The following is a 23,620-nucleotide window of genomic DNA, read 5'->3' on the forward strand; positions in this document are numbered from 1 at the left end:
TTTTCCTTTTTATTCATATTCGATACGATTTGGCTCATCATACTAAAAATAAATTTAATTTAGTGAATTTCTCGCAAAATCGTTCGTAAAAGTTTACCTTTACGAACAAAAGAAGCCCCCAGATGGACGCTCCTTTTGTTCATGACTTTTAAATAACTTAGGCTCATTATAATTATGTTGAAAATATAAAAAAGACTTGTACATTTCATTCTTTTCTATTAGCTAAGTCTATTTTGATAGCGATGGTAAACTGTCTTCATATATGATGTCGGCAGCACGTTTATTACGATAGTTAGGTGAGATATCTAAAATTTCAACATCTACCATTATATATTCTTTATCTTTTTCAATTACTGGTGATATATTTGTAACCTTATACGTTCTATTTCTTGGTAAAAGTAGTTCCATTTCTCCAGGAAAACTACTTAAAGGGTCTACATATATAGCTGGTACTCCTTTAGGAACATGAATTTTCATCAAAATAGGTCTCTCGCTAAATGCTTCTGCTGCATCTTTAACAATGCTAGTACTCATATATGCCGGATCTTTTTTATATTTTCCTTGAAACCTATTTTTAAAGAATTCAAAGCTTTCCATATTTATCTTTGAAGTACTGTTAACTGGATCATCCTCTTGTAGATCAAGTTTCACTAATGAGTTTTCTGGTAATCCAAATGCACTCTCACTTACTCGACGATAGACTATCATATCATCATGTAGTCTCACCCTAGAAAAAGCACGATCTATCTGTTTAATACTCTTCTCTACTTTTTCTTGATCTAGAACATCAAAATAGTCATTACGAAGAAAGCTGTTAACCATTCCAGCACCCATCGAACTATAGCTTCTTATCGCATCTTTTTCTACTTGTGGAGTAAGTTTATTCCACAAGTTAAATAGTTCATTTCCCCAAGCTGTTGCTTCTGGTTTACATTTTGAATGAAAGTCCAATGGATTTGTAGAATGACACTGTTGATTAGGGGTAACTGTCTCTGCCGAAGTATTAATAGGTATTGTTAGTAATGACATCATATATATACATATACATATACATATACATATACATACACTACATATATTCAACATTTGTTTGTTTTTCAACATCATTTTTTTCCTCCTCTTTTAGCTGTTACGTCTCTTTCCCTCATACAGTACTAGGATTTACTGCCGATTACTATCCATTTTCCTTACGTAATCCTTACAAATATGTAAGGTGATCTTTTATAAATGTTCTATTGCTATATGTCTCATAAGAAGGTGTACCTTTACGAACGTAATAATTTTTACACAGATTTAAAAATTATTACTTATGACTATTTAAAATATTTGTTCATTTATTATATAATATAAGTAACCTCATAATTCTAGATTATAATAATTTTATATAAAAAGGAGAATGATTCCATTGAATTAAAAATTTTGTTAAATCTACTTTTAGAAAATCTATTCTACGAATATGAAGACTGTTATCCTAGCATATACTTTGTATTTTTAAAAAATAGGACATTACTTTGATCTGTTCAGCAACAGAAGGATAATTTTATTGAACAAACGTTAGATACCCTACCATACCTTTGAGATGGAGATACAAGACGTAAAGTATCTGAAAATTAAAATATTAACTCGAAACATTAAACAAAATATTCATTAGTATTACGCGGAGTGAAACTCCATTGCATTTAATACATTTATAACTACTAAATTAGTAAAAGGAGTTTATCATGAAAAAACTATTATCATTCTTTATTTTATCAGTAGGATTATTTGTGGTTCCATTCACATCAGCTGAAGCATCTGCAAATAAGCAAGAACTTATTATAAATACAAACACAAATAAAATGGACTTTTATCAAAATGGAACATTCATAAAAACCTTTACTGTTGCTACTGGAAAATCAGCGACTCCAACACCCAAAGGGACATTTATGATTGTAAATAAAATTAAAAATCGTCCTTACTACACTGGGCATATTAAAGGTGGCGATCCTCGTAATCCACTGGGTGATCGTTGGATGGGGCTAAATATGGCTGGAACATATGGAACAACGTATGCGATTCATGGTACTAACAATAATCAAGCGATTGGCAAAGCTACGACACTTGGTTGTATTCGCATGTATAATACTGATATACATTGGTTATTTGAACGTATGAATGAGAAAGCCACTGTCACTGTAAAATAACCTGAAAAATAGATTTACAAATAAGCCAAGAATAAATATCTTGGCTTATTTGGGTTCTGGTGCAAAAACGCTAAAGATTGTGCAAATAATCTCCTAATCTTGGACATACGATATTATTACTCTACAAAAGGTGACCTGGTCAAGAAAAACTGGAACACAAATTAGATTACGCAATTGATTTTGAATATTGATAAGGAGTCATTCCGTTTAATGTTGAATGAGGACGAACGGTTCTGGTGCAAAAAGACCATAAATGAAAAAAGAAGCCTAGTTTCCTAACGGATTCTTTGATTATATCGTTAATCCAAACAGTTGGTGGATAAAGATATTCTGATTTTGGACAGACTGATCCTATAAATGTATTTGCTCTTTTTTGATCATATACATGGCCTCTAATCCAGCAATCATTTTTTTCGCTGTACGAAAAGATTGTAACCCTAACATATTCCAAATACGTTTTTTGATAAATCGATGATCTTGTTCCATCATATTATTCAAGTATTTCTTGACCCGTAGTAAGATACTTGATGGTAAGCTGTTTTCTTGTTTTAACTCTCGGATTGCAAGAGGATAGGCTTTATCTCCATCTACGTTAATCACACGAGGAATCGTCCCATGACAAGTAGCCAGGGCTTTCTGAAAGAAAGTTTTGGCAGCCTTGGTATCTCTTTTTTTACTGAGGTAACAATCAATCGTATTTCCTTCGGAATCTACTGCTCGATACAGGTACATATCTTTTCTTTTGATTTTAATGTAGGTTTCATCCACCTTCCAAGAATCATTCGTTTGTTTCAAATGTCTTCGAATTCTCTTATTCAACTCTGGTCCATATTGATGAACCCATCGCATAATAGTCGTGTGGGCCAAAGATAATCCTCGTTCTTCCATCATTTCCACTAAATCGCGAAAGCTTAGGTTGTACCGCAGGTACCAACGTACAGTTAATAAGATAATATCTGGCTGATAATGTTTCCACTTAAAAACATTTACCCTTTTCATATTAACCACACACCTTTTTAAAGTAATTCTTTCAGTATTTCCAAATTTATAAGATGACTTTCAGTTATTTTGAAGTTTTTGCACCAGAACCTATCATTCGATACTTCTTTACCTAATTGTTGTAAGTTACATGTTTTATCCAAATGAGCATTCATCTGTGTCAATGAGTTTTGATGCTTAAATGTCTCATAAAATGTTTCATACATAATCCTTTGAAGTCTTCGTAAGTTTTTCCAGGTACATTTTTTAATATCTACAGCCAACTGAATATGTCACTCCTCTTTTTCATCATGCACTTCTCTCGTTTCCCTTTTTTACAAATTCCTAGTCTTTTTCAAAAAGCTGTTCTTTTTGAGAGATTTTACTATACCATGCAAACACAAAAACGAACATTTCAAAAAAATCCATTGTTATAGACACTTTTTCATACAACCACGCTGATACGGCTAAAATCGCTACCTATTACATGTTCAATACGTTTTTTTTATTCTACATACACTGGAAATTTCCTAGAAAAGACAGACAATAAAAGGCGTATTTCCGACATATCCATTTTCGTAAACTTTGCAATATCTTCAATATCCATTCCGTTTTTGTGCATCCCACGGATAAGTTGGACTTTTCCTTCTTCTATACCAACTTCACGAGCATGTGCCAATTTCGCTTGTTCATCAAATAACACTTTTTCCCGTGCTTCATATGCTAATCGGAAGGAACTACTCTGACTCATATTCTCCCATTTGTGGATCTCTTTTTGTAACATGGGGTCTTGTTTCATGGCGATATCCTCCAATGTGTGGGTCAAATGTTCATCTTCATGTGCTGGTAACAAGAGTAACCAACGAGCAAATTCATTTTCCCACGGATTAATTTTTTCTTCTCTCCATTGCTGCAGTAATTTTGGAATCTCAATAAAATGAATTTCCAAATCATCCAGCAAGACTTGTTTCTGCTGCTTACTCCAAAACTGTCCGATTGTATGCATATCTTCATAATCAGGAAAGAGATGAAAATCTAATAAGTTAATGGCAATCGTTTTTCGGAGCGAACGATACGGCATTCCTTTTTCAAGCTGAGACGTGTAGAGTTTACTCCAATAATAAAGGGAACGTTTTACAATCTCTTGTGTATTTCTTAGTTGGATTTCGATGTTGACTTTTGTTCCGTCATGCAGTGTGGCAAGTATATCTAGTATGGATAATTTATCTTCCTCATATTCTTTATGCAAATGCGGATCTTCAATTTTCAGTGATGCAATCGGTGTAGATAAAGACTCATGCAAGATTGCATTTAAAAAAGAAATTAATAATTCCTCTTGTCCTTGTACACCAAATAATTGCTTAAATGCAAAATCGACTCGTAAATTCACTAAAGGTTGATTCATGGATAGAGTCACCTTTCTATTTTATATTCTATATATCCATTGTATCGAAGGGCAAATAAAAGAAGCAACCCCTAATGATTTGTTGAAGAATTTTATTTTTCTTAATTAATATAGTACGTGAAATTATATTATACTTCAGTATACTACTAAAAAAATTTCTTATAGAACTTTTCCTACAGTTTTCATCTCACAAATCACGTCAATTCCTTTTAACGGTCTATTTACTTTGTATAACAAGTTTTATCACATCTGCATACAAAACCATTCCGAAGACTTATTCTTTATCTTACAAAGGGAAATAATAGGTCGTTTTTTTGTATTTTTCTCAAATTCCACTTTTTCATATCTTCATCCGCTATTATTTGCAGGGCTCTCTTGCAAAGTTCGAAATAGATAAGTCCTCTTTAGAAATTCATCATGCTTAAATTAGATTTTGTTTTTTACCTATAAAGAACTACAAAAATTAGTATACAAGGACAAATGTAAAGAGTTATTTTGTCATTTGTACATAAATGTCTACCTTTACGAACTAAAAAATATTAGAGTAGTGGAAATTTTCCTTCTGTAGTAAATTTAATCATAAAAATTGGTGTACAGTTCAAAACCAGACTCCTGTTTTTTGACGTACAGTGAATTACAAAAATTATTTATAGTTGCATAATAGTTAGTGATAAATCTCTTATCTCATTTGATGTTAAGAAACTTTGCAATAAGACCATTTTTACCATTCAAATCAAAAAAATGGTTTAAATAACTAAAAATATCAAAATATATAAAAGATATTTTTCACTCTGTTTGATAAAAAAAGGAGACTATTTTTCCATGTTCAACTTAAAAAACAACTCAGTATCTATTTCGGCATTCTCTTATGCATAACACTTATCGGATGTCATTCTGATAAAAAAGATAACAAACAATCCTCTTCTACAAGTAATATATCTAATCAACAAAAACAATTAGATACATCAACAGGCCCTTTACGTAATCAATCTATTTCTGTTCCACAGTTACAACAACAATTACAAAATCAAATCACACAATTTGTGTATTTTTATCAAGCAAAGTGTTCTCATTGTGAAACAGCTGCTTCTATTTTGAATCCGTTAACACGTGAAATGAACATTGAGATGAAAAATCTTAATCTTCAAACAGAATCTAAATCTGTGTGGGAAGAATTTCACATTATCGGGACACCTACTCTGGTTTATTTTCAAAAAGGAAAAGAAATTGATCGGATAGAAGGAGCGCACAAAAAATCTGATTATCAACAGTGGTTTCAAAAATATACCCCAACTAAATAAAAAAACCGAACAATATTGTTCGGGTTTTTTAAGCAGGCTCTGAATTAAGCTTGCTTCATATAATTAACGTTATCTATTACCGTAAGTGTTATCCCACAAGAATAATTGCTAGTAGAACTCTCCGAACTGAATATACCATATAAATACATAGTTTCTCCATCTTCTCCAAGATAGTAATTCGGAGATCCACTCATACCTTTATATGTGTCAAGTTTATGGTGTAAAATAGAGTAATCGTAATTGTTTCCATTTTGAATGCTATTCACGTCTTGAATGTGATCAATCGTCCCACGTGACTCCCACATTGTTGGTCTATCATCACTAAAATATCCACCATCTTCCTCTTTATCACTAGGATATCCAGTGATGATTATTGGATCTCCATGTGATATTCCATTTATTAATTTGAAGAACTTATGATTTGTAAAAGTACCTTTTGGCACTTTTACCACTCCAAAATCTAACGCTATCGACTGATTAACCTTCTCAGTGTTTACATATGCATTTGGGACCATCAATTTAGTAGCTTCAATTTGACCATAAGGTATTTCCCCATTATTATAACCAGCAGATACAGTTATACCATCAACATAAGCATGCTTGGATTTATCGTATATACAATGTGCCGCTGTAAGAATTGTACTGTCATCAATGATGGCCCCTGTACACGTGTGCTTAGTCTTGTTATAGAACGGACCACTAGTATACTCCAATAACACAATTGACTGATAAGGAGATTGTGTTGTTTTTTCAATTCTTTTTCGCTCATCTTTCCCAAATATAGAACGAATTTTGCGATTTTGTTTTCGTTGAAGAGCATCATCTTGTTGAATTTCACCTGTTAACATTTGTTTTTTCTTTTCTCTTACTTCGTTGTCGGTGTGGATTTTTCCATCTGAAGTAGAAAACCCTTCTGGATTCGCTTTTATTTTCTCTAATTCATCTGCATTGTGGACAAGACTATTTCCCTGATCAACAGCCTTTTTATTTTTAGATTCACTTGCTTCTACATTCACAGTATTTACATTTATTATTCCACTTACTAATATCCCTACGCATAAAATAGATTTAATCCATCTTCTCATTATTTAGCCCACTCCTTTACAATTTATTATTTTATTTAGATTGATTCAACGTTGTTTTTTTAAAAATAAAAAATAGTCTATAAAACATCTTTCAGACGCTTCAGGTTCTTCTGTACTAGCTATAAAAATATTTCTCATATAAAAATTTACTTCTTTGTTAATTAAAACGTCAGGTGAGTATATTTCGTGTCCCATCTGATAATTTTATCGTACTTAAAAAACAAAAATTAAGATAGTGTAAATTTGTCTGATACCAACAGACAACGTATTAGATTTTCTATATCTAAATATAAAACATATCCGTGATTGGATTGTGTTCTTCACGATGTTACACATACAAATAGACAATTACATGTTTTGGTTCTGTTGCAAAGTTTTTCGAATGGAGCTAAACGGTAGGAAAAATGAGATGAGGAGAATGGTATATGAGGTATTTTAAAGAAAAACAATTCAAAAAAGATATTATCTTAGTAGCCGTCGGCTATTACTGTCATTTTTCTTTAAGTTATCGTGATGTATCTGAGATTCTGAAAGAATGAGGAGTTTCATTATGGGTATAACTTATTTCTTTTTTGGTATACTAAACCAGAAACTTTTTATCAAGTAAGATGCACAAACCATTGAATATTTAACAACTCTATATAGAGATCGTAACAAAAATAGTAGCTACAGTAATCATACAAGCCGTGGAAGAAAAACTTTTATCATCTATCATGAGAGTTGATAAAACGAAACAGTATTTCTCGTACAGGCGCTCTTTTTCAATTGGTTTTTATACAAACGAATTCGGAATATACTTGGATTGAAATCATTATAAATATTAATTTTTATACGGAGGTTTTAAAGTGAAGAAGAAAAGAATTCTATTCCGTGCAGTTCTTTCTATAGGAATATTATCCAGTGCGTTTGCGTCAAACATATCCGTCCATGCACAGGTTACGCAAACCAATCTAGACAACTATGATAAAAAAGGTATAACTCAAGAGATGGGTTCTCCACAGATAACTTCGTATATAACTAAAGGGAGAGATCCAGTTAATGGAAAAAATATTACCGTTATGAATTTAAAAGATGGATCAAGAGTTGCTATAAACACAAAGCATATTCTTAAACATAATTATGCAATTTCCGATCCCGATAAAAAAATCCATTCAGTATTCTTTAATTTAGAAGATAGGGAGTTCTTGAATAAGATAAAAAGCGGATTAGAATCAATTACTTTAAAATCAGGAAGGAATTCGTATCGTGTTCCAGCACAAGGATTTGTTCGTGAATTACTTCCAATAAACTCTACCCCTCAAGGACAACGAATTAGAAACGTAGAAAAATTTGATCTAGTATTAGTTGTAAACAAACCTACCGATGGATCTGTGCCTTTTCTAATAACTGCTTATCCACAAGGAAAATAATAATAAAGTATATAATTTTTATGAACTATAATCTCCCATCCTTTATAAAAGCGATGAGGATATCTCTTATTTGGTTCTGTTGCAAATTTTTCATCGCTAATAATCTGTATTCCTAGTTCTTTCCTTTATAACATAATAAAAGACAGTCTGCAGACTGTCTTTTATTCAGAGTGTTGGGATGACCTGGTCAAGAAAAACTGGAACACAAATTAGATTACGCAATTGATTTTGAATATTGATAAGGAGTCATTCCGTTTAATGTTGAATGAGGACGAACAGAATGATAGTACATATAAATAAATTCAGCTACTAACTGATTCACTTGGGACAGGGAAATGAGCTTTTCTCCATGTAAGCATTCTCGCTTACAGATACTAAAGAAAGATTCTATTACTGCATTATCCCAACAGTTTCCTTTTCGGGACATACTTTGTTGAATTTTTTGCTGTTTACAAAAATCAGTCACTTGGTAACTGCTAAATTGTGATCCTTGATCGCTATGAAATAATATGTTTTCTCGTTTCCCATATGTGTTTTTTACTAATTGAGCATCTTGACAAGTATCTAACGAATAACCAAGCACCCGTCGGGTGCTAATATCTAATGCCGCACAAAAATATACTTTCATCCCATTCATCAAACGGAATTCCGTAATATCACATACTACAGTTGGTATGTCTTTCTTACCAGGTTTAAAGGATCGCTTTAATACATTGGGAAATGTACGGTGTTCTTGTTTTCGTTTCTTATAATAAGTGACAACTTTTGACTGCAAGCCGGCTTTGCATAACGTTTGTCTTACTTGTGACAACGTAACCTTGACTCCCTTGTTTACAAGATAACGGTACAACTTTCGATACCCCATTCTTCCTTTTAAACATTTAAATTGCATGACAATATAAGCCGCTGTCTTTTTACGTTTTTTCTGATTTTCAGTGGGTTTACGATGAATATAGTCGTAAAAACCACTAACAGACACTTGTAATCGATGGCAAAGCCAGCGCACTCCAAATATTTGATTATATTGTCTTATAAACTGAAAGCGTGTTAGTTTTGGTTGCTGGCAAAGAAGGTTGCCGCCTTTTTTAGAAATTCATTTTCCTTTTTTAACGCCTGGATTTCTCTTCGTAAAGAACGTAGTTCTTCCAGTTCATTGCTTTCACAGGAGGAAATCTGTGTAGAATATTTTTTAATCCATACATTTAGAGTTCCGTTACCCAAGTCAAATTCTCTCTGGATACTTGAAATAGAACGACCTTCTTTGATCACCAATTCAACACATTGTCTTTTAAACATTTCATCATACTGTTTTTTCATCTGAAACACCTCTTCATATAGAATAATTTATCTCTATACTGTGTTCCAGTTTTACTGTACCACCTCACGATAACTTAAAGAAAAACGGCAATAGTAGCCGACGGCTACCAAAATAATATCTTTTTTGAATTGTTTTCCTTTAAAATATCCCATGTATCATTCTCCTCATCTCATTTTCCCTACAGTTTAGCCCCACTCGAAAAACTTTGCAACAGAACCTATGCAACTATAAATAATTTTTGTAATTCACTGCACGTCGAAAAATAGGAGTCTGGTTTAAGGCTCCCATTTTTCTTATATAAAGCATACATGATCCATACCTCCGTAAACTACAAAAGAGAGGAGCCAAAGCTCCTCTCAATCATAATATATCTACCATTACACACATTTAATTAGCTTTTACAGTCGTAGAAGAAACCTGATCATTCCAAGTTCTTTCTCCATCTCCCATACTAACATCTGTTAAGTTTAGATATTTTCCGTTATTAACGATAGCAAGCGCTCGACCTTGCGCATTCGTATGTTCGTAAATTACTGTATAATTTCCAAAAGGGTGTGTAAGAATCGATGAAATAGCATCATTATTGGAACCACCAAAATTTGTGATTACAACTGGATTTCGACTTGCATTTACATCCAATTGCGCTCCTTTTAAATTAATATCATGATAAAAGGTTGAATGAATCCGTGATGATTGAGATGCTGTTAACAAATTCAGAGCTACTGGGTGTTTCTTTACATAAGATTCAAACTCACCCTTACTATCAAATCCAATTGTTACAGGTTTTTCAAAACGTTCTCCTGGTGTCACAACTTTATAAGGTTGTGACGAAGTATCTGCATATACCATGCCATCAGATCCACCAAATATCATTGTTCCAGCTAATAAAGCAGTAGAGACTACACCCATAATACGCTTCCAAACCAAATCACTCCCACAATTTAAATTTAATTACAAATTGATTTTATAATAGTGCATATTCTATGGTAAGTCCTGAATTTATTTCTCAATAACCTACAATTTTATCCCTATTTTGTATACCCAGTCGCTTCTTGAATATCGGACAGTTGCCAAAATGCATTACGTGCATTGACATACCATTGCTGGTTCCGTTGCAATATATAACCATATAGATGTCTTTTTTCATTCATTATTTCATTTTAGCTGGATACTTCCAATCTCGCTTATCTTTTTTTCAGGTTTTGTTTTTGGCTTCTTTTGCTCTATTTTGTTCTTCACCTGAGTTTGTTGTTCTAGTTTATCTAACTTTGTTTGCATTTTTTCTATCTGTTCTTTTACTTCTTTAAACTCCAACTTGATTTCTGATAGCAATCTTAAAATTGCATCTCCTTTATTCATATACAACAACCTTCCTTCGCAGACAAAAACTTTCTCAACGCTAAAAAAATGAACATTCTGTATTTTTGATTATAATATAGAAGAGTGCTGACATTCTTCCCTTTTAAAAAGAACGGACTATCCGAATAGAACCGTTCTTTTTAGTTTATTCTATTTTTTTATGAATTGTATTTTTCTTTGGCTGGAGTAAATTCATAAATTGGACAGCTGTTATATCCCATTTTTCCTACAGTTTAGCTTCACTCAAAAACTGTTGCAACAGAACCTTTCTCAATATACATCGGATTAAAATCTTGTAAAATAAAAAGTGCTAATACAACGTGTTACTTTTTGTTTTTTGTATAACTTTCCTCTAAAACAGAACATGCATATGCATGTTCTGTTTTATTGCGAATTATTCACGATATACAGGAAGAAAGAATAAGAGGCGTATTAGAGAAGAAAATCAAAAGAACGGAGTGACGGAATGAAAAAGGCCTTCAGTAGTATTTTAGTTGGTATATTTATTTTTTGCTACTCTTCATTAGCTTTTGCTCATGAGCACGGGGGATATTCACATGATCAAACCATAGGAATCGAGAACAAGTCTTGGATGTCTAAGATTCGAGATTCTGCTAAAATGAGTGATCTCTCCATTCCAGGTACACATGATACCATGTCGACTGGATATGGAGGTGATATTGTGCAGACACAATCTATGTCCTTGCAAACACAATTAGATGCCGGTATACGGTTTCTCGATATTCGTTGTCGTTATACAGATGGCTCGTTTGCCATTCACCATGGTCCAGTATTTTTACATACTATGTTTGGGGATGTATTACAGACAGCAACCAAATTCCTAAAAAAACATCCAAGTGAAACAATATTTATGCGAATAAAACAAGAACATAGTGATGTGTCAAATGATACATTTAATCAAACTTTAAAAAAATATATGAATCAATACCCAGGTTATTTTTTTGATAGTAAAAATCGTACAAATACCAATCCTACTGTAAGCCAAATGCGTGGAAAAATTGTAATCTTGCTAAATGTAGGAGGATCTAATATTGGTCTGAACTATTCAGATGATTTCCATATTCAAGATGATTATAATTTATCTACAAATTGGGATTTATACGATAAATGGCTGAAAATAAAAGCACATTTGCAAACGACAAATACCGCACATCGCAATGGAGAGCGTACAAAATTTATAAATTATTTAAGTGGCAGTGGTGGCTCCTTCCCCTATTTTGTAGCCAGTGGACATAGTAATCCAGCAACAGGAGCTTCTCGACTTGCTACAGGTTTAACAACTCCAGGTTGGAAAAATTCGTATCCCGATTTCCCTAGAGTTAATTGCTTCCTGGGGATTTGCACCATTGCCTTTGAAGGAACGAATGTGTTAACAACGGATTACCTTGCAGCAAATTCTTTTGATTACGCTGGCATTGTGGTTGCAGACTTCCCAGGAAGAGATTTGATAAATCAAGTGATTCAGACGAATAAAAAATTGCATAAATAAGGAGAAAAGGGATTCTGTTGCAAAGTTTTTATTTTCTTAAAATTTTAGAATAAAGATGCAAATTACAAGAATAAATATTATAAAATATACAAGAAATCGCATGCCGAATTCATTATTTTGAGTGATTTTTCAACTTTGCACCAGAACCCTATAGAGGTTCTGGTGCAAAAAGACCATAAATGAAAAAAGAAGCCTAGTTTCCTAACGGATTCTTTGATTATATCGTTAATCCAAACAGTTGGTGGATAAAGATATTCTGGTTTTGGACAGACTGATCCTGTAAATGTATTTGCTCTTTTTTGATCATATACATGGCCTCTAACCCAGCAATCATTTTTTTCGCTGTACGAAAAGATTGTAACCCTAACATATTCCAAATACGTTTTTTGATAAATCGATGATCTTGTTCAATCATATTATTCAAGTATTTCTTGACCCGTAGTAAGATACTTGATGGTAAGCTGTTTTCTTGTTTTAACTCTCGGATTGCAGGAGGATAGGCTTTATCTCCATCTACGTTAATCACACAAGGAATCGTCCCATGACAAGTAGCCAGGGCTTTCTGAAAGAAAGTTTTGGCAGCCTTGGTATCTCTTTTTTTACTGAGGTAACAATCAATCGTATTTCCTTCGGAATCTACTGCTCGATACAGGTACATATCTTTTCTTTTGATTTTAATGTAGGTTTCATCCACCTTCCAAGAATCATTCGTTTGTTTCAAATGTCTTCGAATTCTCTTATTCAACTCTGGTCCATATTGATGAACCCATCGCATAATAGTCGTGTGGGCCAAAGATAATCCTCGTTCTTCCATCATTTCCACTAAATCGCGAAAGCTTAGGTTGTACCGCAGGTACCAACGTACAGTTAATAAGGTAACATCTGGCTGATAATGTTTCCACTTAAAAACATTTACCCTTTTCATATTAACCACACACCTTTTTTAAAGTAATTCTTTCAGTATTTCCAAATTTATAAGATGACTTTCAGTTATTTTGAAGTTTTTGCAACAGAACCAAAATTCCCAACCATATCATGTGTGAAAGGCGATATGGTTGGTGAAAGGAAATAAGACTCCCTTACTATAACGGAAAGAAAACAAAAACAGAATCACAAATATGTCCTGTGTCAAAGGTCAAATAAAAGGAATACAAGTGAGGAAATCTTTTAAATCCAATTTTTAGAAATTATTAGTGGGAATAATTATATTGAAAGCGAGCTCAAACCTATCATATAGATGTATATTTTATATTTTTTATATTAGAAATAATAAAATATGTCCCTTGCAAAATGTCTTTTTAATACTTTTTATCCATCTAGGAAATAGCGTATGATGACCTCATGTAAAATGAGATATGTTTGCATAACTAAAATATAGTAGTAAGGAGGAAATACATTGATGAAAAAATGGATGCAATCTATTTTTTGTGCAGGCATTTTGTTCAGCGGAATTATGACTATGAGCAATATGGATGTACAAGCGAGCGAGCCTCAAATTGACATGGAGAATAGTCAAATTCTTACGCGGGAGAAAAGAGCCGGTTCTACTATAATAGGCCAGCACCATAATAATAATAGAACCAAGGATCTTCACCAAAAACTAAACAACTTATTTAAGAATAAGAAAAACTACAGAGAGCCAAGTGGACATTCTATACAGAGAGCAATCGAACGAAATGTATCCAATGATCAAATTATAGGTGCAATTGCTAATGGAAAACAATATCATGATACTAAAAATGATAGTACTGTCTATTATCAAGCTACATCCAGAATTGCCGTTGCTGAGGGATATGATAGTGCGAAAAAGGTTTATTTTATTAAAACAGTTATGGTTGATGTGGCGAAACCCGGTTTGAATTGGCAACCAAAGTAAGACAGTTCTATTGCAAGGATTGGGTGTGCTTACATTACTCCCATGAAAAAAAGTATATCGTTCTATTAAATAAACAAGTCTACTAGTCAATATCTGTTAAAGAAACCTTTCCTTAAGGAAAGGTTTCTTTTCAATTGTAAAAGTAATTTCAATACGCTTATACAGAATAAATATATTTGTTCATAAAGGTAGACATTTTGATATTATGTTTAAATTTCTTATACATTAAGCTTAGTCACCTTGTTAAGGGAGGGGAAAAGATATTCGTACTTGAATTACAAGTGTATTTTGTAAACGGGTTTATGCTTTTTCAAACTTTGCAACAGAGTCAAAAACTGTATTCAAGAGGCGATATTCTCTTCAGTTGGAGTAGTTTATATGATTCTCAAGCAAAATGGGGGGGAATCTACTCGTTATGGTTGGTATAAGGGATATAAAGCTCATGTCTGTTCTACACCAGAACCTAAAAAAGTCAAAGAAATCGAAGCAAGTCATGATTATAATACGATTGAAAAGCAGGCAAAGAAATTAGCAAAAGAGACTATTGTGGAGAATACAAAATGAATTAGTTAAACTGAAAAGAATCTTTCCTTATTTTATAAATGCGGGAGGGATTCTTTTCTATTTTAAAACTAGTGCATGTTTTTTTTATAATACAGTAAAAACATAAGTCTACCACTAAGCTAAAATCCTTAGCGTGTTTTTTTCCGAAATGCTGGTGGTACCCCATGCCCATCAAGCTAAGCTTATATAAGTTTAATTTCATGTGAGATTTTTTCTTTTTTCTAAAGATCTAGTGTAAGTTCTTGAAAGATTTGCATACCAAATAAACCCTATCGGGTTTCAGTTTTTTTGATTACGCTACATGATTGTGAGACATAGAAAAGTTATATACGACGCCTAAGATATCAAAGACTGTTTTCTTCTCATACCTATGGGATTTTCGTCTGTTTTTCTGTAAGAGATTAAACAGCCGAGACAATATCTTTGTTAATTCTTGGGTGTCTTTTTGTAGAGATTGATAAATAAGTGGAAAATAATCTTTTATCATATAAATCGCTTTATATTCGCTTAATTCTCGTTTCTTCTTGCTGAGGAGTAATTGGCGCATTTGGAGCATAGTTGAGGAACAAAGAAAGATGCTAATTAATTGTCCGTATAAGTGACATTCTAGTCGTTCTAATTTTACAGAATTACAATGATGAATACGAAAGAATGATTTCCATGTTTTAAAGATAAGTTCAACTTGCCATCGTAAGGAGTAAAAAGGTTCCGTTGCAAAGTTAGAAAAAATATAAAGAGGGCTATAAATTTGGGATAGAATTTAAGCAATCGCTACTAATTTTTGTAGTTCTTTGTACGCAGAAAAGACGGAATCTGATTCAAGACTTCGTCTCTGTTTATATAGGGCCTGAATCGTTTCAATCCCTTTTATGGTACGAGAATCGTGTCGGATACTTTGAAATCCAGACGATTTCGCAAATCGACGTTTGACATGTCGATGATCTTGTTCAATCAGATTATTGCGATGTTTGATGGTACATTGTTTTGTATGTGTATAAAAATCGTCTTTCTGTAATTTTTTGAACGCACAAAGCAAGGCAGGCGCTTTATCTGTTGTGAGAACCGATGGTTCTCCAAAATGCTTGACCAATCTTTTCATAAAAGCATACGCAGCCTGATGATCACGAGTTTTTCGAAGTTGAAAGTCCAATGTATGACCATCACTATCAATGGCACGATATAAATAACACCATTTTCCTTTCACTTTGATATAAGTCTCATCTAAATGCCAAGCATGGTGTGCAACTTTGTTTTTCTTTTTCCAAATTTGATAGATCAAATTTCCATATTCATGAACCCAGCGCATAATGGTTGTAGGGTGAACAGAAACTCCTCGTTCTTTCAGGATCTCAGATACATCGCGATAACTTAAAGAAAAACGGCAATAGTAGCCGACGGCTACCAAAATAATATCTTTTTTGAATTGTTTTCCTTTAAAATATCCCATGTATCATTCTCCTCATCTCATTTTCCCTACAGTTTAGCTCCACTCGAAAAACTTTGCAACAGAACCTCTTTTTTTAATTTTACTAGTTTCATATGCCTCCTCTTTGTAAATACTGAGTATATCAAACAGGGGGGTGAATATGATGGTGGATCGAAAAATCATTTTAGATGCATATAAAAAAGGACCTGAAGCTGTTATTTCTTTATTTGAAGAAACATTTTCTAAGTTAGAAAAACGGATACTCGAACTAGAAAATGCTTCAAAAAAAAACTCTACAAATAGTCATAAACCACCTTCTACAGATGGTTTGCGTAAGCCTGTTACAAAAAGTTTACGCAAATCGTCTCATCGTCAAACTGGTGGCCAGTTGGGCCACAAAGGACATACTCTTGGTTTGACAGCGACTCCAGGCCATACAATTACGTATTCTCCTACATATTGTACTTGTTGTCATACTTCTTTGGACCATGAGCCTGTAAAAGGATACCGCATTCGCCCAGTGTATGACTTATTCCCTATTCAAATAGAAGTAACAGAACATAAAGTAGAACAGAAAGAATGCCCACATTGCCATGCCATCCAAGGAGCCCTGTTTCCTTCTACCGTCTCTCGTCCTGTCCAATATGGTCCAAATATAAAAAGACTGGTTCCTTATTTAACACATTATCAGTGTCTTTCTTTGAAACGCACAAAAGAATTCTTTCAAGATTGTTTTGGACATTCGATTAGTGAAGGAACTTTGATAAATCATACAAACAGTTTTTCGGCTCAATTACAGCCCTTTCTCCAAGAAGTAAAAGACAAGATTCTGCAGTCTCCTGTTGTCCATTTTGATGAAACCGGTATGCGAGTAGAAAATAAAACACAATGGTTACATACTGCCAGTACAACGGAGGTGACATTGCAACATATTCATCAAAAACGCGGAAAGGAAGCAATGAATGCGGGAGAAATTTTACCGTCTTTTTCTCGAATTGCAATGCATGATGGTTGGAAATCGTATGATGCGTATACAGATTGTCGTCATGTATTATGTAATGCCCATCTCTTGCGAGATTTGCAAGGAATTATAGATAGTACCGGACAAAAATGGGCACAACAGATGCAGAAATTTCTAACGCAGGCTTTCACGCTGAAAAAGCAATACAAAGGAAGTCTGCCAAAAGCGGAGCAACAGAATCTATTTATCGTTTATCAATCCATATTGAAAGAACAACCAGTCTTTTCTGCAGAATTAAAAAAGAAAAGAAAGCAGACGCCTGCTCAAAATTTATGGAATCACTTCGTCAAATATGCTGACAGAATTGTAGCATTCTTAGAACATCCAGACATTCCATTTGATAACAATCAAGCGGAACGGGATATCCGAATGACGAAAGTAAAACAGAAAGTGTCTGGAACTTTCCGAAGTAAAAAAGGCGCAGAATCTTTTTGTCAGATACGAAGCTTTATGAGTACCATGAAAAAACAAAAACAATCTGTCGTACAAGCGATAGGCCAGGTTATAGAAACCGGAACGATTCCTTGGAATCGCATGACTTCATAAGAGAAATTCTCTATTTGATCTAGATTCTTTCTCTTATTGAAATATTTTCTTTTTCATGTTTTCGAATGGAAAACATGTATTTGGTATGCCCTTTTTCCTAACTAACCTGAGTAGTTACAAATATTTTATGTATTCAATTTCCTGAATTACCCATATAATATCTCTCCCTTTTGAATTTATTTTTCTTATTATAAAATTTTAAAAATATAATAAACCTAAATATTAGTACTATTAAACTCATATAATTACTGAGATTCCAGTCTAAAATTGAAAACTGACTTAAAAAAATACATATGTAATATATTTCTTTGTATATTGTTAAGGTTGCGTAAAACTTTGCAAAAAACCTTATTAGCACTCTCAATATATCATCACGATCACAAAATGAGTATCTTCAAAATGTCCTTGGCTAGGACGAATTTAATTAATATTCAAAAAACACTAACTATTATATAATCTCTGGAGTATGATGTAGTATCCCTATATTAGCTAACGGCCTCTGTTGTAAGTGAATAAATATTTAAATAGATTGAGAAATAGGCTTTACATCCTATATCAAAACTCATAAAAGTCTACCTTTGCGGACTAATTTTTTCTTACTAGAGTATTAGAAATTTTTCTTCTGCAATAAATTTAGTCATAAAAGAATACACCGCCAATTGTTAGTTTTTGTCTAACAATTGGGGTGCAGTTCACAAGCAAACTTTGTTTTTTCGATGTACAATGAATTACAGAAATTATTAAGCACTGTTTAATGAGTCAAGTCATAAAAACCGGAACGGTTCCATGGCGAATTCCTTTACTAATCTCTTTTCCATGTTATTTTAAAATTACCGCTATGTTTTTTGCCATTTATCCGAATTTTATATTCATTATCCTCTGTAAATTTAATATCTTTATGAATGTCTTTTGGATTTTTAGTTTTTAGAAGTTCCTTTCCCTTTGAATCCACTATACTTATTTCTAAATCACCTTTGTCTGTTTGACTATTTATAGAAAAATGAACAATATGGTTATTAGAAAAAATTTTTTCTATAACATCAGTTCCATTAAAATAGGAGTAAGTACCTTGTATAGAATCATCTTTTTTTATAATTTCTCCGTCTTTAATAACATGTCCATGACTATTAAATGAACAAGCTTGCACAAAAATACATAAAAATAGTGATAAAAATAATCTTTTCATATAACTTCCTACTTTCTAAAATTTTTGTGTTGCGTATATAAGTTCCCTTTAGAAAATCATCAGAATCAAAACTTCCTGTACAACAGTCCTCTTAAAAATATAAGCAGGACTTACATGATTGGGATTTCTCATATATTTGCACAATAAAAATTGATGGCAAGTTTAAGATTAATATTTCCAAAAGTTAATACATATAACTTGGTATTTAAAACCAAAAATATTCTTTTTTCCAGTTCGCTTATTCATAATAGATAATAAAATAAGGTTCTGGTGCAAATATAGAGTGAGTACAGAAAAAACAACAAGAGATTCCTACTGGAATCCGTCTTTAAGCGGTTAGATCGAAGAAAACGACGTTTGGTCAAATCTTCGGAATTCCAAACTATCCGCCACGCTTCTCGTACCATCAAAGGAATCAAAACCATTCATGCTCTATATAAACAGAGACGAAGTCTTGAAGACTCCGTCTTTTCAGTATATAGTGAACTCCAACAATTAGTGGCCACTGTATAAATAGTTTCTCTTATTTATCTATTCATGTGTGCTTTTTTCAAACTTTGCAACAGAACCATATAAAATCATACACTGTTCTTTTTTAATATATTCAAACATTTATACCACAACCCTCGTACTATTGAAATAAATGGCCACATTAATACAACCACACCGATCACAAAAAAAACATGATATCTCTCTACCATAGTCAGTGAAAATAACTTTCTTGTGAAAGGAACAAAAAAGGTACCTGCAAATATACCTGACATAGTTAATATTACAGATACATTTAGCATTGTATAGGGTCGAATAATTCTAGCGAGGACTACAAAACTACCGCCTCCTAATATTATTACAACAAGTGTCTCTATTTCTTGTAACATTACTCCCTTTAAATGACCTAATAAAAAGGTCACTAACACACCTAAGCTCAGCACAACCCCATTTGGAATAGTACTTGTTAATATCCGTTTTAAAAACCCCTTCTGAACTATATCAGTATTCGATTTTAATGCAAGGAAAAATGCAGGTATACCGATAGCTAAAGAACCTATTAATGTTAGTTGAATGGGTTGGAATGGATAAGGAATGAAAAATAAACCACAAATAAGAGATAGGATAATGGAATACGCTGTTTTTGTTAAAAATAATTCTGATACTCTTTCTAAATTATTAATGAGTCGTCTACCCTCCGCAACAATTTCAGGTAGCGCACTAAAATTCGACTGTAATAATACTAATTGTGCCACTGCTTTGGTAGCATCAGAAGCATTTGCCATTGCTATTCCACAATCGGCTTCTTTCAATGCCAACACGTCATTTACACCATCACCAGTCATTGCTACTGTATGCCCCTTTGCTTGTAACGTTGTCACCATCAGTTTTTTCTGATGAGGCGTTACACGACCAAATACCGTGTTTTTTTCTAATATTTCTGCGAATTGCACTTGACCTTCAGGCAAAGTACGCGCATCAATGTACTGTTCCGCACCTATCACCCCTGCTCTTTGAGCAACTGCTGAAACGGTTACTGGATTATCACCTGATATGATTTTTATTGTTACGCCTTCTTTCTCAAAATATTGTAATGCCTTTGGAGCTTCTTCTCTTATAATGTCTTCTATAAAAAGTAATGCACCTGTTACAACTCTTTTAAAATCATATGCCTGAAAAGATGTTGTTTGAAGATGAGCTAATAATAAAACACGTCTACCCTTCATCGCTTCTTCTTCCACTTGATTCTGTATTTCTCCATATCGATTTTCTAAAATAACCTCAGGCGCACCGAGTATCCAAGCACCTTCCTGTTCAAAGGTGACTCCCATCCATTTGGTTTTAGATGAAAATGGAATTTTATGTGTAATGTGTAACGGCGAAGACTGCGGATAGTGTTTAAGAATTGCTTGTTGCGTGGGATTGATATTTGGAAATGCATGTGCAAGTCCTGCAAGAGCATTATCAATTTTTTCTTTTGAATATGGTCCTATTGGTTCTACACGATCTAGTTTTAACGTACCTTCTGTAATTGTACCTGTTTTATCAAGGCATAAAACATCGACTCGTGCTAAAACCTCCGTAGCTGGAAGTTCTTGAACAAGGGCTTTCCATTTAGAGAGCCTAATAATCGCTACCACAAACGTTGCACTCGTTAATAATACGAGTCCTTCGGGAACCATACCGACAATACCTGTTACAGCACGTATCACAGCGTCTTGCCAAGTACTCTTCGCAAAGAAAATCTGAGTCGTAATAAGTAATATACTAATGGGAAAGACGAGCCAAATAATTACCTTAAGTATTTGATTTACAGATTTTTGCAACTCAGAATTAAGTAGCTTAAACTTTTTTGCCTCTTCTACTAATTTTGCTGCATATGTATCTGCTCCGACTTTTGTAACTTTTTTATAGCCACTTCCCATAACAACAAAACTTCCGGCATAAACCGCGTCACCTTCTTTTTTTAACACAGGATCAGATTCACCTGTTAGTAATGCTTCATCTACTTCTATTTCATTTCCATACATGATCTCTCCATCGGCCACAATTTTTGTACCTGGCTTTAAAATCACTACATCATCAAGTACTAATTCCTCTAATCCTATGTCTTTTTCCTTACCATCCCTTTTAACATTTACACGTGTCATATTTAATAGTGCTAGTTTTTCTAAAATAGTTTTTGCACGTACTTCTTGGATAACTCCAATTAATGTATTTGTAATAATTACTCCTGCAAAAAGAGCATTTTTAGGTGATCCAGAAATGATAACTGCAATTGCCAATACAGCATTCAAAATATTAAAGCTTGTGAACAAATTTGCTCGCATAATTTGAAGAAATGTTCAAGAAGGTACCTTAGGATTGGTATTGGTTTGTCCTTTGTTTATTCTATCGTGCACTTGTGCCTGCGTTAGTCCATCAATGAATTGTGGGTTATGCGATATATCTTTCATGTTAATTATCACTCTTTTCTAGAAGAATTTATTATTACGTAATCTAAGTATTCAATGTAGAAATATTTGTATTTTTAATGTGGTACATCAATTATGTCTTTTAATTGTGATACAAACTCATTATCTGGACAGTAGTAGTAAGAATTTTGATGGAAAAACAGGGATATGGATATCTCATTAGATTCTTATGTTCTTCAAATGTCAGGTTTACATACCAATAATGAAAAATAGTTGGTATGTAAAACCTAAATATGAACAATTTAAAAAACAGTAAGTCTCACATGAAAACATAATGAAAGGAACTTGTTAGGATTCTCTCTCCTTTCTTTTGTACTATCTTGTTTCTTTGATACCAGAGCCAAAAAATACAAGGGGGGTAAATGCTATGTTTCATCTACATACCAAAAAATATTTAATATGTATGTTAACGGTACTGTTTATTGCAGGACTATGTACCTCCAGTTGCATACATTTGAATACATATACAACTAAAAAAGCATATGGAAATGAAAGTGGGGTGTTCGTTATCACATCTGATCCCCAATACCCATGGACAGGCAAAACAGATGGTGGCGATTTTGAAACAGATATAGAAAAAGAAATACGATCAGCTCAGATGATTAGAGAACAATACAATAGTATAAATAAATTTAATGATAAAAAATCTAATTTAGCACATGTACTGATTAACGGGGACTTGACATTTTTTAGTTATATTTGGCAGTGGAACAAAATGAAGTCCCTTCTTAGCACGTTAAAATCACCTTTTTCTTTCGGATTGGGGAATCATGATATTGAAAATAATTTCTGGATTTGTAGGCTATATGTACATAGATCACTGTCTATGTATTTGGCATATACTGAAATGTTGCCTACTATACGATTTGATAGGACCATACGATTCACTACGAATTCAACACAGCACCTTGGTAGCTTTTCTTATTCCCTTAATTTTGGGCCAATCCATTCGATTCAATTAAACATCAATCCGACAATGCAATTTGATGTTTCAGCAAAGAACGGTAAGTTAACATATACAATAGATAGTGATTTGAATTGGCTAGAAGAAGACCTTGAAGAGGCCTACCGTGATGGTCAAGTTATTATTATAAATATGCATAAACCCAATAAGTGGGAAAATGGCCCTAATCAACGTTTTATTGATTTATTAAAAAAATATGACGTGAAAGCTGTATTTGCAGGACATTATCATAAATACAGTGGTGTATATAATTTTAAAGAGTATTTTGGTGATGTACCGGTCTTTTTATCCGGTAGTGCATCACAGCAAACGTATTTAATTGCTGAATACGATACAAATATTAATCAAATGAAGGTATATAAAGCAAGTAGAAATAATTGGAGAGAAAAATCTTTAATCAAGATAGTGGACATAAAGAAACATAGTAACTATGATGCCAGTCTAAATGATAGACACCTCGAACTTGTTTATACTAAAAACAAGTTCGAGGTGTCTTATGAAGAAAAAACAATATGATATAGATTAT

At 33.1% G+C, this 23,620-nt stretch carries 18 protein-coding genes and 6 pseudogenes; 10 read left to right on the forward strand and 14 right to left on the reverse strand.

Annotation, left to right across the window (positions count from 1 at the left end):
- Nucleotides 1-228 precede the first annotated feature (228 nt).
- Nucleotides 229-1,107 carry an ADP-ribosyltransferase gene (locus tag CDB3_RS21455; protein ID WP_128855884.1) on the reverse strand — a complete coding sequence of 293 codons (879 nt, stop codon included), beginning with the start codon at nt 1,105-1,107 and terminating at the stop codon, nt 229-231.
- A 614-nt stretch (nt 1,108-1,721) separates the two neighbouring features.
- On the opposite strand from CDB3_RS21455, the gene CDB3_RS21460 reads away from it, so the two are divergent.
- Nucleotides 1,722-2,183, forward strand: a complete 462-nt coding sequence (locus CDB3_RS21460) for a L,D-transpeptidase (RefSeq protein WP_128855885.1) — start codon at nt 1,722-1,724, stop codon at nt 2,181-2,183.
- Between the two features lie 351 nt (nt 2,184-2,534).
- Here the strand turns inward: CDB3_RS21460 and CDB3_RS21465 are convergent, their stop codons facing one another.
- Both CDB3_RS21465 and CDB3_RS21470 read right to left on the reverse strand, forming a co-directional pair.
- Entirely contained in the window at nt 2,535-3,182 is a 648-nt protein-coding gene (locus tag CDB3_RS21465; protein WP_128855886.1) for an IS6 family transposase, read from the reverse strand.
- Nucleotides 3,183-3,666: 484 nt separating this feature from the next.
- Nucleotides 3,667-4,566, reverse strand: a complete 900-nt coding sequence (locus CDB3_RS21470; protein ID WP_128855887.1) for an Rpn family recombination-promoting nuclease/putative transposase — start codon at nt 4,564-4,566, stop codon at nt 3,667-3,669.
- Nucleotides 4,567-5,558: 992 nt separating this feature from the next.
- On the opposite strand from CDB3_RS21470, the gene CDB3_RS31785 reads away from it, so the two are divergent.
- Entirely contained in the window at nt 5,559-5,867 is a 309-nt protein-coding gene (locus tag CDB3_RS31785) for a thioredoxin family protein (protein WP_256869916.1), read from the forward strand.
- Between the two features lie 44 nt (nt 5,868-5,911).
- Here CDB3_RS31785 and CDB3_RS21480 read toward each other — a convergent pair whose 3' ends face one another.
- Nucleotides 5,912-6,952 carry a trypsin-like serine peptidase gene (locus CDB3_RS21480; protein WP_128855889.1) on the reverse strand — a complete coding sequence of 347 codons (1,041 nt, stop codon included), beginning with the start codon at nt 6,950-6,952 and terminating at the stop codon, nt 5,912-5,914.
- Between the two features lie 425 nt (nt 6,953-7,377).
- Between CDB3_RS21480 and CDB3_RS21485 the strand changes: the two are divergent.
- Both CDB3_RS21485 and CDB3_RS21490 read left to right on the forward strand, forming a co-directional pair.
- A pseudogene (locus CDB3_RS21485) lies at nt 7,378-7,485 on the forward strand (IS6 family transposase); the annotation flags it as partial.
- A gap of 312 nt (nt 7,486-7,797) precedes the next feature.
- Nucleotides 7,798-8,361, forward strand: a complete 564-nt coding sequence (locus CDB3_RS21490) for a hypothetical protein (protein WP_128855890.1) — start codon at nt 7,798-7,800, stop codon at nt 8,359-8,361.
- Between the two features lie 214 nt (nt 8,362-8,575).
- On the opposite strand, the gene CDB3_RS21495 is transcribed toward CDB3_RS21490, so the two are convergent.
- The 5 genes and pseudogenes from CDB3_RS21495 to CDB3_RS31790 all read right to left on the reverse strand — a co-directional run bounded on the left by CDB3_RS21495 (nt 8,576) and on the right by CDB3_RS31790 (nt 11,038).
- Nucleotides 8,576-9,454, reverse strand: a complete 879-nt coding sequence (locus tag CDB3_RS21495) for an IS3 family transposase (protein WP_128855891.1) — start codon at nt 9,452-9,454, stop codon at nt 8,576-8,578.
- Complete coding sequence (locus CDB3_RS21500) at nt 9,409-9,678, reverse strand: transposase (RefSeq protein WP_128853850.1); 270 nt, start codon at nt 9,676-9,678, stop codon at nt 9,409-9,411. Before CDB3_RS21500 ends, CDB3_RS21495 begins: the two co-directional genes overlap by 46 nt.
- Nucleotides 9,679-9,738: 60 nt before the next feature.
- Nucleotides 9,739-9,831: pseudogene (locus tag CDB3_RS21505) on the reverse strand (IS6 family transposase); the annotation flags it as partial.
- 235 nt (nt 9,832-10,066) lie between these two features.
- Nucleotides 10,067-10,588 (reverse strand): hypothetical protein, encoded by a 522-nt coding sequence (locus CDB3_RS21510; protein WP_128855892.1) that lies wholly within the window; start codon nt 10,586-10,588, stop codon nt 10,067-10,069.
- A gap of 241 nt (nt 10,589-10,829) precedes the next feature.
- Nucleotides 10,830-11,038, reverse strand: a pseudogene (locus CDB3_RS31790) (hypothetical protein).
- A gap of 466 nt (nt 11,039-11,504) precedes the next feature.
- Here CDB3_RS31790 and CDB3_RS21515 point away from each other — a divergent pair.
- Nucleotides 11,505-12,548: a phosphatidylinositol-specific phospholipase C gene (locus tag CDB3_RS21515; protein WP_128855893.1), complete on the forward strand. Its 1,044-nt coding sequence runs from the start codon at nt 11,505-11,507 to the stop codon at nt 12,546-12,548.
- A 217-nt stretch (nt 12,549-12,765) separates the two neighbouring features.
- Here the strand turns inward: CDB3_RS21515 and CDB3_RS21520 are convergent, their stop codons facing one another.
- Nucleotides 12,766-13,473, reverse strand: coding sequence for an IS6 family transposase (locus tag CDB3_RS21520; protein ID WP_128855894.1), 708 nt, complete (start codon nt 13,471-13,473; stop codon nt 12,766-12,768).
- A 471-nt stretch (nt 13,474-13,944) separates the two neighbouring features.
- On the opposite strand from CDB3_RS21520, the gene CDB3_RS21525 reads away from it, so the two are divergent.
- Both CDB3_RS21525 and CDB3_RS21530 read left to right on the forward strand, forming a co-directional pair.
- The gene (locus tag CDB3_RS21525; RefSeq protein ID WP_128855895.1) at nt 13,945-14,424 is read left to right on the forward strand and encodes a DUF4258 domain-containing protein; all 480 of its coding nucleotides are present in this window, start codon (nt 13,945-13,947) and stop codon (nt 14,422-14,424) included.
- Between the two features lie 368 nt (nt 14,425-14,792).
- A pseudogene (locus CDB3_RS21530) lies at nt 14,793-14,886 on the forward strand (ISNCY family transposase); the annotation flags it as partial.
- 394 nt (nt 14,887-15,280) lie between these two features.
- Here CDB3_RS21530 and CDB3_RS21535 read toward each other — a convergent pair.
- Both CDB3_RS21535 and CDB3_RS21540 read right to left on the reverse strand, forming a co-directional pair.
- Nucleotides 15,281-15,691, reverse strand: a pseudogene (locus CDB3_RS21535) (transposase); the annotation flags it as partial.
- Between the two features lie 57 nt (nt 15,692-15,748).
- Complete coding sequence (locus CDB3_RS21540) at nt 15,749-16,435, reverse strand: IS6 family transposase (protein ID WP_128855896.1); 687 nt, start codon at nt 16,433-16,435, stop codon at nt 15,749-15,751.
- 142 nt (nt 16,436-16,577) lie between these two features.
- Between CDB3_RS21540 and tnpC the strand changes: the two genes are divergently transcribed.
- Nucleotides 16,578-17,981: an IS66 family transposase gene (gene tnpC, locus CDB3_RS21545; RefSeq protein WP_128855903.1), complete on the forward strand. Its 1,404-nt coding sequence runs from the start codon at nt 16,578-16,580 to the stop codon at nt 17,979-17,981.
- An 802-nt stretch (nt 17,982-18,783) separates the two neighbouring features.
- Here tnpC and CDB3_RS21550 read toward each other — a convergent pair.
- Nucleotides 18,784-19,167, reverse strand: coding sequence for a hypothetical protein (locus CDB3_RS21550; protein WP_128855897.1), 384 nt, complete (start codon nt 19,165-19,167; stop codon nt 18,784-18,786).
- A 348-nt stretch (nt 19,168-19,515) separates the two neighbouring features.
- On the opposite strand from CDB3_RS21550, the pseudogene CDB3_RS32540 reads away from it, so the two are divergent.
- A pseudogene (locus CDB3_RS32540) lies at nt 19,516-19,680 on the forward strand (IS6 family transposase); the annotation flags it as partial.
- A 65-nt stretch (nt 19,681-19,745) separates the two neighbouring features.
- Here CDB3_RS32540 and CDB3_RS21560 read toward each other — a convergent pair.
- Nucleotides 19,746-21,953, reverse strand: coding sequence for an HAD-IC family P-type ATPase (locus CDB3_RS21560; RefSeq protein ID WP_218673344.1), 2,208 nt, complete (start codon nt 21,951-21,953; stop codon nt 19,746-19,748).
- Between the two features lie 544 nt (nt 21,954-22,497).
- On the opposite strand from CDB3_RS21560, the gene CDB3_RS21565 reads away from it, so the two are divergent.
- A complete protein-coding gene (locus tag CDB3_RS21565) occupies nt 22,498-23,610 on the forward strand; it encodes a metallophosphoesterase family protein (protein ID WP_128855898.1) in 1,113 nt (370 codons plus the stop codon).
- Nucleotides 23,611-23,620 lie beyond the last annotated feature (10 nt).

Origin of the sequence: Bacillus sp. CDB3 (assembly GCF_002081505.1) — a bacterium.
In the GTDB taxonomy this organism is placed as follows: Bacteria; Bacillota; Bacilli; order Bacillales; family Bacillaceae_G; genus Bacillus_A; species Bacillus_A cereus_AT.

Coding starts and splice junctions, on each gene's coding strand:
- CDB3_RS21455 (WP_128855884.1), bottom strand. CDS start 1,107: ATGATGTTGAAAAACAAACAAATGTTGAATATATGTAGTGTATGTATA.
- CDB3_RS21460 (WP_128855885.1), top strand. CDS start 1,722: ATGAAAAAACTATTATCATTCTTTATTTTATCAGTAGGATTATTTGTG.
- CDB3_RS21465 (WP_128855886.1), bottom strand. CDS start 3,182: ATGAAAAGGGTAAATGTTTTTAAGTGGAAACATTATCAGCCAGATATT.
- CDB3_RS21470 (WP_128855887.1), bottom strand. CDS start 4,566: ATGAATCAACCTTTAGTGAATTTACGAGTCGATTTTGCATTTAAGCAA.
- CDB3_RS21480 (WP_128855889.1), bottom strand. CDS start 6,952: ATGAGAAGATGGATTAAATCTATTTTATGCGTAGGGATATTAGTAAGT.
- CDB3_RS21500 (WP_128853850.1), bottom strand. CDS start 9,678: ATGAAAAAACAGTATGATGAAATGTTTAAAAGACAATGTGTTGAATTG.
- CDB3_RS21510 (WP_128855892.1), bottom strand. CDS start 10,588: ATGGGTGTAGTCTCTACTGCTTTATTAGCTGGAACAATGATATTTGGT.
- CDB3_RS21515 (WP_128855893.1), top strand. CDS start 11,505: ATGAAAAAGGCCTTCAGTAGTATTTTAGTTGGTATATTTATTTTTTGC.
- CDB3_RS21520 (WP_128855894.1), bottom strand. CDS start 13,473: ATGAAAAGGGTAAATGTTTTTAAGTGGAAACATTATCAGCCAGATGTT.
- CDB3_RS21540 (WP_128855896.1), bottom strand. CDS start 16,435: ATGGGATATTTTAAAGGAAAACAATTCAAAAAAGATATTATTTTGGTA.
- tnpC (WP_128855903.1), top strand. CDS start 16,578: ATGGTGGATCGAAAAATCATTTTAGATGCATATAAAAAAGGACCTGAA.
- CDB3_RS21550 (WP_128855897.1), bottom strand. CDS start 19,167: ATGAAAAGATTATTTTTATCACTATTTTTATGTATTTTTGTGCAAGCT.
- CDB3_RS21565 (WP_128855898.1), top strand. CDS start 22,498: ATGTTTCATCTACATACCAAAAAATATTTAATATGTATGTTAACGGTA.